Consider the following 18,266-nt stretch of genomic DNA (forward strand, 5'->3'; position numbering starts at 1 on the left):
TTTTTTCAGGCAGATCAGATGTCGCCCTGTTGGGCCGTTTCTTCGTTTCGTGGATTGAGCAGCGTGTCCGTGATCACCGCGATCAGAAGCACGAGGCCCTTGATGAGGTTCTGGCCCGCATAGGGGATGTTGAGGATCGTCATTCCGTTCAGCATCGTCCCGATCAGGAGCGTGCCGATGATGACGTTGACGACCCCGCCGCGCCCGCCCGACAGGCCGATGCCGCCGAGCACGACGACGAGGATGACGTCGTAGATCAGCGTCGAATTGAAGATCCGGGTCGGCATGGAGTTGACGGACGCCGCCAGCACGAGGCCGGCAAAGCAGCCGATCAGCGCCGCAAGGACGTATTGCAGCACGATGATGGGCCGCGACGGGATGCCGGTCACGCGCGCGGCGAACGGGTTGTCGCCGATCGCGTAGATGTAGGCGCCCCAGCGCGTCTTGCGCAGCAGGATGAAAACCACGACGCAGGCGATCGCGAACATGACGATCGAGGTGGGGATGCCGAGGATGCTGCCCTGGCCGAGCCGCTCGAACCCGGCCATGCCGTCGCTCCATTGCACGACGTCGAGCTGGAAGAGGGCGGCCTGGCCGAGACCAGCGACGAACAGGCCGGTCGCCAGCGTCGCGAACAAGGGCGGCACTTCCGCATAGGCGATGAGCCAGCCGTTGACGAGCCCGATCGCGATCGACAGCAGGCCGGCGGCGAGCAGCGAGGCCGGCAGCGAATGCCCATTCTGCACCATCTGCAGCACGAGGCCGCCGGGGACCGCGAGTGCGGCGATCAGCGACAGGTCGATGCCGCGGCCGATCACGACGATTGCCATGGCGAGGCCAAGGATGCCGAGCACCGCCACGTTCTGCAGCAATGTCAGCATGTTGTCTGCGGAGAGAAAGCCGCTGAGGAAGACCGAGAAGGTCAGGAAAAGTGCGGCGAAGACCGCAAACACGATCTCCTGTTGGCTGATCCGAACGCGCTTCATCGCTTGCCATCCCTGGGATCGGCATCGCGCGTGCGGGATCGCCGTCTCGGCGCGCGCTTGCCTCCCCCCGTCCCAAGATTTGTTTTGCGCTTGATAAGCGAGGAGCCTCAAGGCGGCTTGCTTGAACGCGCAAACCTTTTGCGTTGGCGCGCAAAGAGTCTTGCGCGAAGCTGACAGAAACCTAAGATCGGCCGGCAGCTTTTGTGCGCTGCACAGCCAGACCTCGCTGCAACGGGCCACCATGGATCTCGTGTTTACGACCGAGGAGCTAGACCCCGCCAAGCGCTTCGCAGCCTGGCAAGATGCGATCTGCGACCACTATGTTCATGTCGACGTGAACGCGGTGAAGCCGGCCGACTACCAGGGCTTTATCCGCGAGGCGCAATTTGGCTCGGTCACGATGAGCGACGTCTTCCTGTCGGAGCAGCGGATATCGCGGCGCGACCGGCACATCGCAAAGCTCGACAAGGATTGTTACTACGTCCAGTTTCTGCAACAGGGCAGCATGGACGTGCTCCAGGCCGGCCAGACCCTGGTGACCAGCCCGGGCGTTGGTGCGATCTTCTCGGCCTCCGACGCCTACGATCTCGAATGCTCGAACCAATTCCGGTCGTTGTATCTGGAGATCCCGCGCAAGGAATTTTCATCGCGCTTCGCCGAAGGAAAGATGCCGTCGGCGGCGACAATTGCGACGGGGCGGGGTCTGGGCCGGATCGCCGCCGAATTCTGCGCGCTGCTGGCATCGGAGGCCTCGAGCCTGGAGGAGACGGCGCGAACCCGGCTTGGTCATGAGCTGATGGACGTGCTGGCGCTCGCGCTGGACATCGGCGACAAGGACGAGTTCTCGGAAGACGCGACGGCGCGGAACGCGCGCCTGCGCTCGGTCAAGGGCTGGATCGAGGAGCATCTGACCGATCCGGATCTGTCGCTGGAGAAGATTGCCAGGAACAACGGCGTCTCGCTCCGGCATCTGCATTACCTGTTTCGTTCGACCGAGATGTCGGTGTCCGAATGGATCCTGAACCGCCGCCTGCAGCGTTGCTACGACGCGCTGATGCGCCCGGAGCTGCGCGCGCTGTCGGTGACCGAGATCGCCTATCGCCTCGGCTTCAGCAGCTCGTCGCACTTCAGCACGGTGTTTCGCCGGAAGTTCGGCCACAGCCCGTCCGAGCTGCGCCGGCGGCAGATGACGTCGATCGACTAGAGCGGGGATCGCGCGCCGAGCCGCCGGCGATGACGTTCGGCGGCAACGAGCCCCTGCAGACCGGCCCGCGCGTCCTATTTCTCGACGGCGCCCGTCCAGTCCTTGAAGCCGCCGAGGTTGTAGACCTTCTCGTAGCCCAAATCCTTCAGCAACTTGCCGGCCAGCGCCGACCGGCCGCCGGACGCGCAGTAGAGAATGACGCTCTTGCCCTTGTCGAACGCCTTGTCGTGGGAAGGCAGCTCCGGATCCGCGCGAAACTCCAGCATCCCCCGCGAGACATTCACGGCCCCTGCGATCTTGCCACTGGCCGCCACCTCGGGCGCATCGCGCACGTCGACGACCAGCGTGTTGCCGCTTCTGATCATCTCGGCGGCCTCGTCCGACGTGATCTTGGGGACTGCGGCGTTGGCGGCCTCGAGCATTTGCTTGACGCTGGTTGGCATTGGGTTGTCTCCGTTGGTGGCCTCGCGGGGAGGATAGCATATTGGCCGCACTTCGCCTCCTTCTGTCGGAGGAGCATGCTCTGCTTGATCATGCACTCATTCCGCGGCCAATATCGCCCGAGCCAGCTCCGACGGATTCTCGACAGCCGAGAAGTGGCCGGTATTCCTGAGCGTCACCACCTGCGAGTTGGGAATGAGAGACCGTGTGCGCTCGCGCTCGTCGGGCCGAGACCAATCGCTGTCGCCATAGATGAGCGTCACCGGCGCCGAGATCTGCCGATAGTAGTCGCGGGCCGTGCTCCAGGATCGCCAGCCCGCCAACACCTTGCGTGCGGCCCGCTTGTATCCCGGGCGGTGGGCCACCTTGTCGAACTCGGCGAGCAGATCGGCCGGCAGCTTGCGCGGGTCGTGGTATCCACCACCCATGATCTTGCCGAGAACGATCTTGTTTTCGAGCGACGCGTTGATCGCCCCGAGCACCGGGATCTGCAGACTTCCGATAATGAAGTTCGCGAGCCAATTGCCCCGTCGAATTCCGTCCCCATAGCGAGTTTCGTAGTCGTAGGGGTTGATTGCATAGACCCGCTTTACGCGGTGTGGGAGGGAGGCCGCCACCGTGAGGACCAATGCGCCCCCGATCGACTCGCCGACGAGCGTTATATCCGAGAGGTCTAGCGCCTCGATGAAGCGGATGACCGCCTGCCTGAAATAGGGCTCGTTGAAGCTCGCGCCCGGATCGATCGGTGAGTGTCCGTGGCCGGGCAGATCGATGGCGTACACCGTGTGCGACCGGGCGAGGAGAGGCGCGAGGCTGCGGAAATACTCGAGCTGCGTCCGGATCGTATGGACGAGGAGTAGCGGAGGCCCGCTGCCGGTCTTGTGAAAACGCACACTGAGCCTCTCCGATAATTTGAGCAAACTCGGCCCGGCTTCGCTCACGTCAAGCATCCGATCTCTCCAAGTTTCGAGGGGGCGGTCGTTCAAGCGGCGGCGGCGGCTTCACGGACCAGCGCGGCTGCGGCATCCAGAAGGGCTCGTGCGAGGTCGGTGTCGTTGACCGCGCGCGCCAGCGTCACGGCGCCGACCATCGTCGCGAGAATGGCCATGGCCTTGTCTCTGGACCCCTGGTCGCCGTCCTTGGCGATGAAGCGGCCGAGCACGTCGAGATGGGCCTTGATGCCCGCTTCGAACTCGGCCTTGACGTCGGGACCCTGCCGGGCGGCGTCCGCGCCGAGGGCCACGATCGGACAGCCGTCCATTCTCTCTTCGCGATGATCTGCACTGAGATAGAATCCGATCACTGCGCTGAGCGGATCGTCAGGATTGCGCGCGGCCGCGTCCGACCATCGGCCGGAAGCGCTCTCCAACGCGCGCTTGGATGCCTCGACCGCCAAGTCCTCCTTGGACGCGAACTGCTTGTAGAAGGCGCCCTGGGTGAGCCCGGCCCCCTCCATCAGATCCTTGAGGCCAATGCCGTCAAAGCCGCGCTCCCTGAAGAGGCGACTTGCCACATTGATCACGGTTTGGCGGTTCTCCGCGGCTTGAACGCGACTGACGCGCATCGTGCTCCTCCATTTGGATTTCAGTCGAAATCTATACATAATATAGATTTCGAACGACATCTATCAAGTTGCCCTCGAACGGCGTCGTGGCTTCCTGAAATCACGTTTCCGTCAGGACGCAAATTTAGATTGCGATCGAGCGCTAAGTCAATATAGAGTTCAAACGAAATCTAAATTCCAGAGGAGACCGTCATGAAGAGGGGAATTGCCGTTTTGGCCGGTATTTTGATCCCGGCGGGGGTGGCCACATTCGTCAGTCTCGGCATTTTCACCCCAAAGGCCTCTGCCGTGAGCGATCCGAGACAGGAACCGCCAATGGTCAGCCTGGCGACGGCCGCGCGGGTGAACGGCTCCGAGCGCGGGTTCACAGGCACCATCGGCGCGCGGGTGGAGAGCAATCTCGGCTTTCGCGTCGCCGGCAAGATCGTCGAGCGGCTGGTGAATGTCGGCGAGCAGGTCAAAGCCGGGCAGCCTCTCATGCGGATCGACGAGACCGACCTCCGCCTTGCGCTTGCGGCGAAGCGTAACGCCGTAGCCGCGGCTCGCGCGGTAGTCGTGCAGACGGATGCCGATGAGCGGCGATATGCCAACCTGGTCAACGACGGATGGACGTCCAAACAGCGCTACGAGCAGGCGAAGGCCGCCTCGGATACAGCCAAGGCGCAGCTCGCCGCGGCCGAAGCCGAGGCAGGGGTCGCCGAGAACCAGGCGACCTATTCCATCCTGGTGGCAGACGCGGACGGCACGGTCACGCAAACGCTTGGCGAGCCCGGCCAAGTGGTCTCGGCCGGCCAGACGGTCGTTCGGCTTGCGCAGTCCGGGCCTCGCGAAGCCGTGGTGGCGCTTCCCGAAACGATCCGGCCGGCGATCGGCTCGCTCGCCGAGGCCAGCCTGTATGGCAGCGATGGACGCCGTTACGCGGCGCATCTGCGCCAATTGTCGAACTCTGCCGACGCGCAGACCCGGACTTACGAGGCCCGCTACGTGCTCGGCGGCGAGGCGGCGGCAGCACCGCTCGGCGCGACAGTCACCATTCGGCTCGCAAGCCAGGACAGTCAGCCGGAAGTCCAGGTGCCGCTGGGCGCCGTGCTCGATGACGGCAGGACAACGGGCGTCTGGGTGTTCGACAGCGGCAGCTCGACCGTACACTTTCGCCCCATCAAGCTTCTGCGCGTGACCAGCGAAGCGGCCATTATCTCTGGATCAAGCTCAGCTGATCCCATTGTTTCGCTCGGCGCTCACCTCCTGCACGAGGGCGCTCGCGTCAGGACCGCCTCCGACGGCGGGAGCAAATGATGAGCTTCAATCTCTCCGCGGTCGCCGTTCGCGAGCGGGCCGTCACCCTGTTCTTTATCATTCTGCTGGCGGCAGCAGGCGCCTACGCCTTCTTCATGCTCGGACGGGCCGAGGATCCGTCCTTCACCATCAAGACCCTGACGGTCACGACGGTATGGCCCGGTGCGACGGCACGCGAGATGCAGGACCAGGTCGCCGAACCCCTGGAGAAGCGGATTCAGGAGCTGACCTGGTACGACCGGGTCGAGACGACCACGCGGCCGGGTTATGCGTACATGACGGTGACGCTGAAGGACAGCACGCCGCCATCGAGCGTCCAGGAAGAGTTTTATCAGGCTCGCAAGAAGCTCGGAGATGAAGCCCGCAAGCTGCCGGCCGGCGTGCTCGGCCCCTTCGTCAACGATGAATATTCGGACGTGAGCTTCGCGCTCTACGCCCTCAAGGCGAAGGGCATGCCGATGCGTGAGCTCGCCAGGAAGGCGGAGGTGATCCGCCAGGACCTGCTGCATGTGCCCGGCGTCAAGAAGATCAATATCTTCGGCGAACGTCCCGAGCAGATCTTCGTGGAGTTTTCCTATCCCAAGCTGGCAACGCTCGGCGTGTCGGCACAGGATATCGTTGCCGCCTTGCAGCGGCAGAATACGGTGACCCCGGCAGGTTCGATCGACACGAGCGGGCCACAGGTCTTCATCCGGGTCGACGGCGGTTACGACAGCGTGCAGGCGATCGCCGACACGCCGATCGTCGCTGCGGGACGAACCTTGAAGCTGTCCGACATCGCCGAGGTTCGTCGCGGCTACGAGGATCCTCCCACCTACATCATCCGGCACCAGGGCGAGCCCACGATCATGCTCGCGGCAGTGATGCAGGAGGGCTGGAACGGTCTGGCGCTCGGCAAGGCGTTGGAAGAGAGGTCCGCAGCCCTGGCGCGGACACTGCCGCTCGGGATGACGCTCGACAAGGTGACCGATCAGGCCGTGAACATCACCTCCGCGGTCGACGAGTTCATGATCAAATTCGCAATGGCGCTCGCTGTGGTGCTGCTGGTCAGCCTGCTCAGCCTCGGCTGGCGCGTGGGAATCGTCGTGGCCGCCGCAGTCCCTCTGACGCTGGCCGTCGTGTTTCTCATCATGCTGGAAACGGGCCGATTCTTCGATCGCATCACGCTCGGTGCTCTCATCCTCGCGCTTGGCCTGCTCGTGGACGATGCCATCATCGCCATCGAGGTGATGGTGGTGAAAATGGAAGAGGGGATGGACCGCCTCAGTGCGGCGGCCTACGCATGGAGCCACACTGCGGCGCCGATGCTCTCGGGCACACTCGTGACGATCGCGGGGTTCCTGCCGGTGGGGTTCGCGCGCTCGACCGCCGGCGAATATGCCGGCAACATCTTCTGGGTCGGCGGGTTCGCTCTCATCGTCTCCTGGATCGTCGCGGTGATCTTCACGCCTTACCTTGGTGTCAAGATGCTGCCCGCGATCAAGCCTATCGAGGGCGGCCACCACGCGATCTACGACACGCCGAACTACCGGCGCTTGCGGCGCGTCATCACCCTGGCCGTGCGCCACAAGTTCCTGACCTGCAGCCTCGTCGTGATCGCTTTCGCGCTGTCCGGCCTCGGCATGAGCGCGGTCAAGCAGCAGTTTTTCCCGACGTCGGATCGCCCCGAGGTTCTCGTGGAGGTTCGCCTGCCGGAAGGCACCAGCATCGAGACGACGACCGCCGCCGTCGAGAAGCTCGAACGCTGGCTGCATGATCAACCCGAGGCGAAGATCGTGACCAGCTATGTCGGTCAGGGCGCGCCCCGCTTCTTCTTCGCGATGGCGCCGGAGCTCCCCGATCCGGCCTTTGCCAAGATCGTCGTGCTGACGCCAGACGCCGAGGCGCGCGAGGCTTTGAAGCAGCGGCTCCGGCAGGCGGTATCACACGGCCTTGCCCGGGAAGCGCGTGTGCGCGTCACCCAGCTCGTCTTCGGACCCTACACGCCGTTCCCGGTGGAGTTTCGGGTGATGGGCCCCGATCCCGCGAAATTGTACGCGCTCTCTGAAAAAGCCGTCGAGGTCATGCGGGGCGTTCCCGACGTGCGACAAGCCAATCGGGATTGGGGCAATCGCACACCCGTGCTCCGCTTCATTCCAGATCAGGATCGGCTGAACCTCATCGGCCTCTCGCCGGCGGAAGTCGGGCGGCAGCTCCAGTTCCTCCTCACTGGCATCGCCGTCACGCAGGTCCGCGAGGACATTCGCAATGTCCCGATCGTGGCGCGCAGCGCCGGCGGTGAGCGGCTGGATCCGACACGGTTGGCCGACTTCTCACTGACGAGCCGAGACGGCCGTCTGATTCCGCTCGACCAGATCGGCCATTCGGAAGTCCAGCTCGAAGAGCCGATCCTGAAGCGCCGCGATCGCACGCCGGTCGTCACGATTCGTTCGGACATCAATGAGGCGACGCAGCCTCCCGAGGTCTCCAAGGACATCGTGAAAGCCCTCCAGCCGCTGATCGCATCGCTTCCGGCCGGCTATCGCATCGAGACCGGCGGCTCGATCGAGGAGGCCACGAAGGCCAATGACGCGCTCGCGACCGTCTTTCCCGCCATGATCGCCGCAACGCTGATCGTCATCATGCTTCAGGTCAGATCATTCTCGATGATGGCCCTCGTCATGCTGACCGCACCGCTTGGTCTCGTCGGCGTCGTGCCTGCGTTGCTGATCTTCAACCAGCCCTTCGGATTCAACGCGATTCTGGGACTGATCGGACTGGCCGGGATACTGATGCGCAATACCCTGATCCTGACCGAACAGATCAAGGAGAACCGCGCGGCGGGCCTCGACGACTACCACGCCGTCATCGAAGCCACGGTGCAACGCACGAGGCCCGTGATCCTGACCGCACTTGCGGCCGTACTCGCGTTCATCCCCCTCACACACTCCGTCTTCTGGGGATCGATGGCCTATACCTTGATCGGCGGCACGGCAGTCGGCACGGTGTTGATCCTGCTCTTCCTTCCTGCGCTGTATGCCGCCTGGTTCCGCATCAAGCCGACTGCGGATGAGATCCCTGTGAGCGCGACGGACAAACCGGAGTTGCGAACAGCAATGGCTGCCGAGTAGGGCTATCTCTGATCAGCCGGCCGCGCGGCAGCCTTCACTCGCTTCGCTCTTGATGTGTGGCGCTGGCTTGCCGGGCCGAAGCTCGCGGCCGAAGTCCGTCTTCGCGTCCGCTTTGCTCCAGCTACGCCGGACCGTTCGCCCTTCGGTCGTTGCGTGGCTGTGCCGCGCGTAGCCCGCAGGGCGAAGCGTGGTGGGCCCGGCAGGACTCGAACCTGCAACCAGACCGTTATGAGCGGCCGGCTCTAACCATTGAGCTACAGGCCCCGCCGCGAGACGGCTCGCGGGAACGCGCGGCCGGCAACGGTGCGCGGTTCGTTTACAGGGATGGGGGCGGGGGTGCAATGCTGGCTCTGGCTCGCGAGAACGCCGGCGCGCAGTTTCGGATAACCGAATTTGACGACGATGTCTGTATATCCCCTGTTTTGCCCGACGGAGCAAACGCCCCGCGGCGGGCCGCTTTTTGTCCCCCGTAACCCATTGAAATTATTAGGCTCGTCTACTGTGCATGGGGTTGTTTTGCGATATTTGATGGAGGGGGCTTCCGGGGTCCCCTCCGATGTCCTGCCGGCTCGCCGTTGAGCGCGCCGCTAATCCACCGAGACCCCGGCGAACTCCACCACCTTGCGCCACTTCTCGGTCTCGTCGGTGACCAGCTTGCCGAACTCGGCCGGCGTCATTGGCTTGGGGATGCCGCCGACTTCAGTGAGGCGGGCGATCAGCTTCGGGTCCTTCAGCGCTTCGCCGACGGCCTTGTTGAGGGTGTCGATCACTTCGCTCGGCGTGCCCTTCGGCGCGGAGATGCCGTAGAAGCCGACCGATTCGAAGCCCGGCACGGTCTCGGCGATCGCGGGTACGTCGGGCACGCTCGGCCAGCGCTGCGGCGAGGTCACGCCCAGCGCGCGGACATTGCCGCCCTTCACCTGCTCCATGGCCGAAGGCAGATTGTCGAAGATCAGCTGCACCTTGTTGGAGATGATGTCGGGGAAGGCGATGGCGGAGCCGCGATAGGGCACGTGCACCATGTCGCACTTGGTCAGCACCTTGAACAGCTCGGCCGACATGTGCACCGAGGTGCCGTTGCCGGACGAGGCAAAGGAGATCTTGCCGGGATTGGCCTTGCAGTAGTCGACGAACTCCTGAACCGTCTTCGCCGGAAACGCGTTGGAGACGACCAGCATGTTGGTGAGCTGCATGATGCTGGCCACCGGCACGGTGTCGCGGATGAAGTCGAACGGCAGCTTCTTGTAGAGCGAGGTCGAGATCGCGTTGTTGGGCGCGACGAACAGCAACGTGTAGCCGTCGGCCGGCGAGTTGATCGCGGCGGCGGCAGCGATGTTGCCGCCGGACCCCGTGCGGTTCTCGACGATGAATTGCTGGCCGAGGCGGTCCGACAGCCACTGCGCCATGATCCGCGCCACGATGTCGACCGGGCCGCCGGCGGCAAATCCAATCAGCCAGTGCACGGGGCGGTCGGGATAGGCGGCGGAGGCGGGAGGCGTGACGCTGAAAAGACCTGTGAGGACCGCGAGCCCAAAAAAAACGCACCGCAAAATTCGCAACATGACGTCTCCCATTGTTCTATTGTCGTTGGGCGATATGCTTTCACAAAATCCGCTCCCTGCCTACATCGCCGCAAGTCGGTGTTGACGCAGGCTCGCCGGGAATGACCATGAGATTCGCGATGATCGCTCTTGCTGCAGTGCTGCTCGCCAGCCCCGCTGCTGCTCAAACCGGAGGCACGGCCATTCCGACCACGACGATCAGCTTGGGCACCGCGACGCCCGGCGGCGGCTTCCCGCTCTATGGCAATGCTTTTGCCGAAGTGATGAACGCGGCCGATCCGCAAATCTCCATCGCCCCGCGCAACACCAAGGGCAGCAACGAGAACATTCCGCTGCTGGAGAAGGGCGAGCTCGATCTCGCGCTGGTCGCAGGCGAGCCGGCCTATGAGGCCTTTGCCGGCATCGGGCGTGCGCCGGTTCGGCTGAAGATACTCACGGCGATCTATTCCAACCCCGGCATGTTCGTGGTGCGCGCGGACAGTCCCTACAAGACGATCCGCGATCTCGTCGGTCAGCCCGTGGCGTTCGGCGCCAAGGGCTCGGGCCTGCCGATCCTGGCGCGCTATGTGCTGGATGGCCTCGGGCTGAGGCAGGATGAGGACTTCAAGGCCATCTATCTCGATCGCGCCGGCGACGGTCCCGCGATGGTCGAGGACGGCCGCGTCGCCGCGCTCTGGGGCGCCGGCATCGGCTGGCCCGGCTTTGCCGCGGTCGCATCGAGCGCGTCAGGCGCGCGCTTCATCGCGCCTGATGTTGAAGAGATGACGCGCATCCGCGCCAAGCATTCCTTCCTGAAGCCGTTGCTGGTGCCGGCCAATAGCTATCCGAACCAGTCCGCGCCGATCGCCTCGCTCGGGTCCTGGAGCTTTGTGCTGACGCGCGAGGATCTGCCCGAGGAAATTGCCTATCGCCTGGCGAAGACGCTGCACGGCGTCGAGACGAATTTCTGCAAGAAGCTCGCGCAGGCCTGCGAGACCACGGCGTCGAACACGGTTGCCGCAGCGCCGAGGCCGGAGCTAATTCATCCGGGAGTCGCAAAGTACTTCCGCGAGATTGGAGTTATGAAGTAGCTCGCGACCACACCCGCGCTCGTCATGCCCGGGCTTGTCCCGGGCATCCACGTTCTTCTGTCTGTGCGGCTAGACGTAGATGGCCGGGACAAGCCCGGCCATGACGTTGCAGCTAGCTTGCGTTGCCGGTCACTTCTTCACCATCGCACATGCCGGGTCCGGCGGACCGAACGCCTTGTCGCCCGAGATGGTCGTGAGGATCTTGTAATAGTCCCACGGATATTTGCTCTCCTCCGGCGTCTTCACCTGCACCAGCCAGAGGTCGTGGACCATCAGATTGTCCTCCCGCAGCTTGCCGTTGCGGGAGAAGAAATCCTCGATCGGCTTCTCGCGCATCTTGGCTGCGACCTTGAGCGGATCGTCGGTGCCCGCTTCCTTGATGGCGTTGAGATAGTGCATCACGGATGAATAGACGCCGGCCTGCCACATCGACGGCATCTTGTTCATCTTGGCGAAATACCGCTTCGACCATTCGCGGGTCTTGTCATCCATGTCCCAGTAGAACGACGTGGTCAGCAGCAGGCCTTGAGCCGCCTGCAGGCCGAGGCCGTGGATGTCGGTGATCAGCGCCAGCAGCGCCGCCATCTGCTGGCCGCCCTTGAACACGCCGAACTCCGAGCCGGTCTTGATCTCGTTCATGTTGTTGGGCGGTCCGGCCGCGATGCCGATGATCTTGGCCTTTGAGGCCTGCGCCTGCAGCACGAAGGAGGAGAGGTCAGGCGTCGCCAGCGGTGGCCGCACCGAGCCAAGCACCTTGCCGCCATTGGCGGTGACCACCGCGGAAGCGTCGCGCTCCAGCGAATGGCCGAAGGCGTAATCGTCGGTGATGAAGAACCAGCTGTCGCCGCCGCGCTTGACCACGGCGTCCGCGGTGCCGACCGCGAGCGCGCGGGTGTCGAACACCCACTGGATCGCGTAAGGCGAGCAGAACTTGCCGTGGAAATCGGCGGTGCCGGTGGAGTGGGTGATGAACAGCCGCTTCTTCTCGTTGGCGATGTTCTGCACCGCGAGGCCGACCGCCGAGACCGGCACGTCGACGATCAGGTCGACCTGCTCGACGTCGAACCAGCGCCGCGCGAGCGAGGCGCCGATGTCGGCCTTGAGCTGATGGTCGCCGACCACGACGCTGATCGGCTTGCCGAGCACGGTGCCGCCGAAATCGTCGATCGCCATCTGCGCCGCCGTCACCGAGCCCTGGCCGGTCGGCGCAGAGGCCGGGCCGTTCATGTCGGTGAGCACGCCGATCTTGACGACGTTGTCGGAAACCTGCGCCGATGCCGCACCGGACAGCAGCGCCGCCGTCAAGGCGGCCGCGACCGGCAGTCCAAATCTGATTGGATTCATGCTTGTCCTCCCCTGTCCGGCACGTTGGCCGGTGTTGCCCCGGGTATTCCCGGCTGAATTGGTTTCTTTTGCAACTATTTTGGGGCGGGCGTCAATGTCAGGCTGCGAAGCGGATCTGTCCTGCGGGTGAGGGATCGTAGCCGGTCAGCTCCTCGGCGCGCTGGCGCAGCCGCCGCTCGTTCAGAAATCCGATCAAGGCCTGCATGGCGGGGCGGAAATAGGTGCGCTGCCGCATCGCGAGGTCAAAATTCTCCCAGACCAGCGGCACGAAATCGAGGCCGGCCGAACGCGCGGCGGCGCGCGTGGCGATGCCGCAATCGGCCTGGCCGGCGCGGACCAGTTCCGCGAGATCCGGTCCGGTGAGGGCCGGCGTCTCGACCCGGCGCAAATCCCGCGTCGTGGCGCCCGCGCGCTTCAGCAGCACGTCGAGCAGCATCTGCGCGCCCGTGCCCTGTTGCCGCATCGCCATCCGGGCGCCGAGCGTGAGCACGTCGGTCAGGCCGTGCAGATGCTTGGGATTGCCTTGCGGCAGCACGAGACCCTGTTCGCGGCGCACGAACGCGACCAGCACCGCATCATGCAAATCCGGAGCGGCCCGCAGCGCTTCGACACTGGCATCCCCAGTGAGATCGTCGGAAGCATCCAGGCCGTGGAAATGTATCGCCGCCGCCATCACCTCGTTGCGCTGCAAGCGCTCGAGCCCGCGCACGCTACCCTCGCTCATCGATCCCAGGCCCGAGCCGGATTCGCGCAGGCTCCAATCCAGCAGCTCGTCCTGGCTGCCGCCCACGACCGGCGGCGGCTCCGCGATCAGCATGCCGGCCGGACGCGCGAGGCCAGAGAGCACCCAGAGATCGAGTTCGTGGCGCGGGAAGAGCCACTTCCCGGTCACCTTGGTGCAGGGGATCGCGCCGGTGGTGACGAGTTCGTAGAGCTTGCGTTCGCCGAGCCGAAGATAGTCGGCGGCTTCGCTGGTCGTCAGGAATTCCATCCTGCATTCCTATGCAAATTCTTGCTTCTTTTTGACGTTCGACGCAGGTGGAATTCTGCATTTCAAGTTCTCGTCCGCCGGGACCATGCCTGATCATCTCGCTGCTTTGCAACACATCCTCACGCGCGTCTTTTGCTTTGGTGAACGATCCTGCGATGGCAATCGGCATGCCGATCTGCGTTGCCGAAATTTCCCGAACGGCGCGATTGCCGCCTTAGGTCCAAGCCCTGCCGCCGGTAGTGGCTTGATTTAAATTCTATCTGTTGTTGTTCGCATGGGGCGTCGCAGCGCGCAAACACGTCACGAGTGCGGCGCAATCGATCATCATCATGATCGCGTCATAGCCAATGGGAACCTGATCATGGGCCGCCTGTCCGCTGCATTCGCGCTCTTCTGCGGCCTCACCGCGGGCGTTGCGGCCTCGTCCGCGGAAGACCGCGCAATCGTGCTGGCCTCGACCGCATCGACGCAGGAGTCCGGTCTGCTCGACTATCTGCTTCCGATCTTCCGCGACAAGACCGGCGTCGACGTGACGGTGATCGCGCGGCGCGCCGACGAGGTGCTCGACGGGCCGCGAAGAGGCGAGGCGGACGTCGTGCTGATGCATGCGCGACCGCAGGAGGAGAAATTCGTCGCCGACGGGTTTGGCGTGAAGCGTTTTAACGTGATGTACAACGACTATGTGCTGATCGGACCGAAGAGCGATCCCGCCGGCGTCAAGGGCAAGGATATCGCGACGGCGCTGAAGGCGATCGAGGCCAAGGGTGCGCCGTTCGTGACGCGCGGCGATCGGTCGGGCACGCATGCTGCGGAGCTGGCGCTCTGGATCGTCGCCGGCATCGACATCGCCGGGGCCAAGGGCCCCTGGTATCGCGAGGCCGGGCAGGGCATGGCCTCGGCGCTCGACGCCGCGCGCGCCGCCAGTGCTTATGTGCTGTCGGATCGCGGCAGTTGGATCGCCTTCGGGGATCGCGGCGATCTCGATATCGTCGTCGAAGGCGACCGGCGGTTGCTCAATCAGTACGGCGTGATGCTGGTGAACCCCGAGAAGTTTCCGAACGTGAAGAAGGATCTCGCGCAGACCTTCATCGATTGGCTGACCTCGCCGGAGGGGCAGACGGCGATCGCAGGCTACAAGGTCGACGGGCAGCAGCTATTCTTCCCCAATGCGGACAGGTCGGGCGGTTGACGGCGGTATCGCCGGTGGTTGCCAAACCGGGCGATGCATGGTCCACCATGGCGCATGACCCAGCGCCTGCCGCCATCGCTGACCCCGCTCGACACCGCGCTGGCCGCGTTGCTGAGCGGGCTTGAACCGCTCGCACCGGTGGAGTTGCCGCTGAGCGAAGCGGCCGGCTGCATCGCGGCGGGCACGCCGCTGCTTGCGGCCCATCCGTATCACGACATCGCCGCCGCGGACGGCTGGGCGCTCTGCGCCAACGATCTCGTCGGCGCGTCCTCTTATTCGCCGCTGCCTTTGACCCGAGCACCCGCGTGGGTCGAGGCCGGTGACCCGATGCCCGACGGCTGCGACTGTGTGCTCGATGCCGACGCGATCGATCCATCGGGGCCACTCGTGCAGGTGCTGGCGGAGGGCGTGCCGGGGCACGGCGTCAGGCGTGGCGGCAGCGACATCGCGGCGCGCACGCCGGCCGGCGCCGAGGGCCAACCGGTCGTCGCAGCCGATCTGCTGCTCGCGCGCGTTGCCGGCTTGGACAAGCTCGGCGTGCGTCGGCCCCGGCTGAGCATCGTCAACGTGCCGGGTGCAACGGCAACGATGCATATGATCGCCGCGATCGCGGGCGCTGCGGGAGTGGATGTGAAGACGTATGAGGCCGGCGCGCGTGATGCGGTGTCGATTGCCGATGCGCTGGATATATCCTCTTGCGATCTGATCCTGACGGTCGGCGGCAGCGGAGTTGGCCGCGGCGATGCGGCCGTCGCCGCGCTGGCTCAGCGTGGTCATGTGATCGCCCACGGTCTTGCGCTTCAGCCCGGGCGTACCGCCGCGGTCGCGAAGCTCGGAAAGGTTCCCGTCGTCGCCTTGCCGGGCTCGCCGGATCATGCGCTGGCGGTGTGGCTCGCGCTCGTGCTTCCGCTCATCGACCGATTATCGCTGCGCCGGCCGCGCCGGCAGGTGAGCCTGCCGCTTGCGCGAAAAATCGCGTCCAGCGTCGGCATCGCCGAGATCGCTTTGCTGGCCAGGGAACATCACGGCTGGACGCCGCTCGCCGTGGGCGAATGGCCGCTCCAGGCCATTGCCGGTGCGGATGCATGGCTGCTCATTCCTGACAGCCACGAGGGATTTGCGGCAGGCGTGCCGGTCGATGCCTATCTAATGTGGGAATGATATGGGTTTTGGCATGTCGATGAACCCGCAATCGCAAATCCGCAGCGCGCTCGAACAGGAGCAGTTCCTCAAGATCCTCTCGCGCGAGGAGGCCCTGGCGCGCTTCGAGGCTGCGTTGTTCCCGCGCGCCGTTCCGAGCGAAATGCGTAAGCTCGGCGAAGCGCTCGGCGTGGCGCTCGCTGAAGACATCACTGCGCCGATCGACGTTCCCCCTTTCGATCGCTCCAATGTCGACGGTTTTGCCGTGCGCTCGGCAGACCTTGCGGCGGCTGGTGAAGGCGCTCCTCGGCGCCTCACGCTGAACGGCGAGACCATCCATTGCGGCACCGCGCCAAGGATGCAAGTGGCGGCGGGAACCGCAACGCCGATCGCCACCGGCGGTCCGTTGCCGCGTGGCGCCGACGCGGTCGTCATGGTCGAGCACACCCAGCCGGTTGGCCTTGATGCGATCGACGTGCGTCGGGCGGTCTCGCCCGGGCAATTCGTGTCGTACGCCGGATCCGATATTGCACGCGGCGAGGCGCTGCTGCGTGCCGGCACGATCATCGGCTCGCGCGAGATCGGCATGCTGGCCGCGTGCGGCGTCGCCGGGGTGACCGTCGCGCGGAGGCCGCGTGTCGCCGTGATCTCCACCGGTGACGAGCTGGTCCAACCCGGCGGGGCTCTTCCGCCCGCCGCGATCTACGACACCAACGGCGCGATCGTCGCGGCTGCGATCGACGAGAATGGCGGCGAGGCGGTCTTCCTCGGCGCCATTCCGGACGATGAGGCGAAACTCGAATCCGCCATGCGCCGCGCGCTCGCCGAATCCGACATGCTGGTCCTGTCGGGCGGCACCTCGAAAGGCGCGGGCGACTTGTCGCATCGCATCATCGGCCGGCTCGGCCAGCCCGGCATCATCGCGCATGGCGTTGCGCTCAAGCCCGGCAAGCCGTTGTGCCTTGCGGTGTGCGACGGCAAGCCGGTGGTGATCCTGCCGGGCTTTCCGACCTCGGCGATGTTTACCTTCCACGACATGGTCGTGCCGGTGCTGCGCAAGCTGGCTGGCTTGCCGCCGCGCTCGGATGCCAAGGTGAACGCGACCGTGCCGGTGCGCATTGCGTCCGAGCTCGGCCGCACCGAGTTCGTCATGGTGTCGCTGGTCGAGGGCAGGGACGGTCTGATCGCCTACCCCTCCGGCAAAGGGTCTGGTGCGGTCACGTCCTTCGCGCAGGCTGATGGCTTTTTGCGCATTGATGCGCTCGCCGACCAGATGCCGGCCGGAACTGAAACCGAGGTGACGCTGTTCACGCCGCATGTGCGCGTGCCCGATCTCGTCATCGTCGGCAGCCATTGCACCGGCCTCGATCTCGTCACCGCCCAGCTCGCGCATGCCGGCCTGGCCGTGCGCTCGATTGCCGTCGGCAGCCTCGGTGGACTCGCGGCCGCAAAGCGCGGTGAATGCGATTTGGCGCCGATCCATCTGTTCGATGACAAGAGCGAGACCTACAACTCGCCCTATCTCGTCGAGGGGCTCGAGCTCGTACCGGGCTGGCGTCGGATGCAGGGCATCGTCTTCCGCAAGGACGACAGGCGTTTCGAGGGCCTGGGCGCGAAGGAGGCTGTCGCGGCGGCGCTCGCTGATCCCGCCTGCATCATGGTCAACCGCAACCAGGGCGCCGGCACGCGCATCCTGATCGACCGGCTGCTCGGCGGTGCGCGCCCGGAAGGCTACTGGAACCAGCCGCGGTCGCACAATGCAGTTGCGGCAGCTGTTGCGCAGCACCGTGCCGACTGGGGCATGACCATTGCGCCGGTCGCCCAAGCGGCCGGCCTCGGTTTCATTCCGTTCGCGGAAGAGCATTATGACTTCGCGCTGGTCACGGCGCGCAAGGACCGGCCGGCGGTGCAGGCGTTTCTCGATGCGCTTGGCTCGAATGAGGCGCACGCCGCGCTGGAGCGGGCGGGATTCCGGCCTGCGTAGCGACGGTGCAGAAGACCTCGCGCATCAAATATCCGGGCTGATGGAGCGGACTGATACCGGCTGGGTCTGCAGCTACGATGCCTGGTCGGTGCTGCTGGCGGCTTGATCGGACTGACCGCGTTTGCGCTCCCGTTCCTCGGCGAGCGCACGCTGGGCGGCGGCCGACAACGGTTTCGGGTCCGGCGGGACTTCCACGGTGTCAGGCTCGCCCAGCTGCTTCGTGCGATCGATTGCGTCCGAAACATCGAACGCGATATCGACAACATCGAAAATGACTTCCAAGAGCGAGTCGGCCATGGCTCATCCGGGGCAACGTCCCAATCATTGGTCGTTCGCTTCTTAGGTCCGGTTCATAGCCAGGAGCTCAAGGCCATGAACAGGCAAC

General features: G+C 64.9%; 15 protein-coding genes and 1 tRNA gene. 7 read left to right on the top strand and 9 right to left on the bottom strand.

Going from position 1 to position 18,266, the window contains the following annotated elements; all coding sequences use genetic code 11:
• Window positions 1-14: 14 nt before the first annotated feature.
• Window positions 15-986 carry an ABC transporter permease gene (locus tag XI03_RS33525; protein WP_271594492.1) on the bottom strand — a complete coding sequence of 324 codons (972 nt, stop codon included), beginning with the start codon at window positions 984-986 and terminating at the stop codon, window positions 15-17.
• Between the two features lie 241 nt (window positions 987-1,227).
• Here XI03_RS33525 and XI03_RS33530 point away from each other — a divergent pair, with 241 nt between their 5' ends.
• Window positions 1,228-2,190, top strand: coding sequence for a helix-turn-helix domain-containing protein (locus tag XI03_RS33530; RefSeq protein WP_271594493.1), 963 nt, complete (start codon window positions 1,228-1,230; stop codon window positions 2,188-2,190).
• Between the two features lie 74 nt (window positions 2,191-2,264).
• On the opposite strand, the gene XI03_RS33535 is transcribed toward XI03_RS33530, so the two are convergent.
• The 3 genes from XI03_RS33535 to XI03_RS33545 form a co-directional block, all read right to left on the bottom strand.
• Complete coding sequence (locus XI03_RS33535) at window positions 2,265-2,633, bottom strand: rhodanese-like domain-containing protein (protein ID WP_271594494.1); 369 nt, start codon at window positions 2,631-2,633, stop codon at window positions 2,265-2,267.
• 96 nt (window positions 2,634-2,729) lie between these two features.
• Window positions 2,730-3,581 (bottom strand): alpha/beta fold hydrolase, encoded by an 852-nt coding sequence (locus tag XI03_RS33540; RefSeq protein ID WP_028142256.1) that lies wholly within the window; start codon window positions 3,579-3,581, stop codon window positions 2,730-2,732.
• Between the two features lie 32 nt (window positions 3,582-3,613).
• A complete protein-coding gene (locus XI03_RS33545; protein ID WP_271594495.1) occupies window positions 3,614-4,195 on the bottom strand; it encodes a TetR/AcrR family transcriptional regulator in 582 nt (193 codons plus the stop codon).
• Between the two features lie 192 nt (window positions 4,196-4,387).
• Between XI03_RS33545 and XI03_RS33550 the strand changes: the two genes are divergently transcribed.
• Together XI03_RS33550 and XI03_RS33555 are read left to right on the top strand one after the other, a co-directional pair.
• Entirely contained in the window at window positions 4,388-5,491 is a 1,104-nt protein-coding gene (locus XI03_RS33550; RefSeq protein WP_271594496.1) for an efflux RND transporter periplasmic adaptor subunit, read from the top strand.
• Window positions 5,491-8,601 (top strand): efflux RND transporter permease subunit, encoded by a 3,111-nt coding sequence (locus XI03_RS33555; protein ID WP_271594615.1) that lies wholly within the window; start codon window positions 5,491-5,493, stop codon window positions 8,599-8,601. Before XI03_RS33550 ends, XI03_RS33555 begins: the two co-directional genes overlap by 1 nt.
• Window positions 8,602-8,789: 188 nt before the next feature.
• Here XI03_RS33555 and XI03_RS33560 read toward each other — a convergent pair.
• Together XI03_RS33560 and XI03_RS33565 are read right to left on the bottom strand one after the other, a co-directional pair.
• Window positions 8,790-8,865, bottom strand: a tRNA-Ile gene (locus XI03_RS33560).
• A gap of 323 nt (window positions 8,866-9,188) precedes the next feature.
• The gene (locus tag XI03_RS33565) at window positions 9,189-10,163 is read right to left on the bottom strand and encodes a Bug family tripartite tricarboxylate transporter substrate binding protein (protein ID WP_271594497.1); all 975 of its coding nucleotides are present in this window, start codon (window positions 10,161-10,163) and stop codon (window positions 9,189-9,191) included.
• Between the two features lie 107 nt (window positions 10,164-10,270).
• Here XI03_RS33565 and XI03_RS33570 point away from each other — a divergent pair, with 107 nt between their 5' ends.
• The gene (locus tag XI03_RS33570; RefSeq protein WP_271594616.1) at window positions 10,271-11,233 is read left to right on the top strand and encodes a TAXI family TRAP transporter solute-binding subunit; all 963 of its coding nucleotides are present in this window, start codon (window positions 10,271-10,273) and stop codon (window positions 11,231-11,233) included.
• Window positions 11,234-11,362: 129 nt separating this feature from the next.
• Here XI03_RS33570 and XI03_RS33575 read toward each other — a convergent pair whose 3' ends face one another.
• Both XI03_RS33575 and XI03_RS33580 read right to left on the bottom strand, forming a co-directional pair.
• Complete coding sequence (locus tag XI03_RS33575) at window positions 11,363-12,577, bottom strand: ABC transporter substrate-binding protein (protein WP_095424402.1); 1,215 nt, start codon at window positions 12,575-12,577, stop codon at window positions 11,363-11,365.
• A 97-nt stretch (window positions 12,578-12,674) separates the two neighbouring features.
• Window positions 12,675-13,568 (bottom strand): helix-turn-helix transcriptional regulator, encoded by an 894-nt coding sequence (locus XI03_RS33580; RefSeq protein ID WP_271594498.1) that lies wholly within the window; start codon window positions 13,566-13,568, stop codon window positions 12,675-12,677.
• A 361-nt stretch (window positions 13,569-13,929) separates the two neighbouring features.
• On the opposite strand from XI03_RS33580, the gene XI03_RS33585 reads away from it, so the two are divergent.
• The 3 genes from XI03_RS33585 to XI03_RS33595 are packed head-to-tail and all read left to right on the top strand — an operon-like array spanning window position 13,930 to window position 17,881.
• The gene (locus XI03_RS33585) at window positions 13,930-14,757 is read left to right on the top strand and encodes a substrate-binding domain-containing protein (RefSeq protein ID WP_271594499.1); all 828 of its coding nucleotides are present in this window, start codon (window positions 13,930-13,932) and stop codon (window positions 14,755-14,757) included.
• 54 nt (window positions 14,758-14,811) lie between these two features.
• On the top strand, window positions 14,812-15,918 hold the full coding sequence (locus XI03_RS33590; protein WP_271594500.1) for a molybdopterin-binding protein: 1,107 nt from the start codon (window positions 14,812-14,814) through the stop codon (window positions 15,916-15,918).
• A gap of 13 nt (window positions 15,919-15,931) precedes the next feature.
• Window positions 15,932-17,881, top strand: coding sequence for a molybdopterin biosynthesis protein (locus XI03_RS33595; RefSeq protein WP_271594501.1), 1,950 nt, complete (start codon window positions 15,932-15,934; stop codon window positions 17,879-17,881).
• Between the two features lie 72 nt (window positions 17,882-17,953).
• Here XI03_RS33595 and XI03_RS33600 read toward each other — a convergent pair whose 3' ends face one another.
• On the bottom strand, window positions 17,954-18,178 hold the full coding sequence (locus tag XI03_RS33600; RefSeq protein WP_271594502.1) for a hypothetical protein: 225 nt from the start codon (window positions 18,176-18,178) through the stop codon (window positions 17,954-17,956).
• Window positions 18,179-18,266: the final 88 nt, after the last annotated feature.

Source organism: Bradyrhizobium sp. CCBAU 65884, assembly GCF_028128835.1.
Taxonomy (GTDB): domain Bacteria; phylum Pseudomonadota; class Alphaproteobacteria; order Rhizobiales; family Xanthobacteraceae; genus Bradyrhizobium; species Bradyrhizobium ottawaense.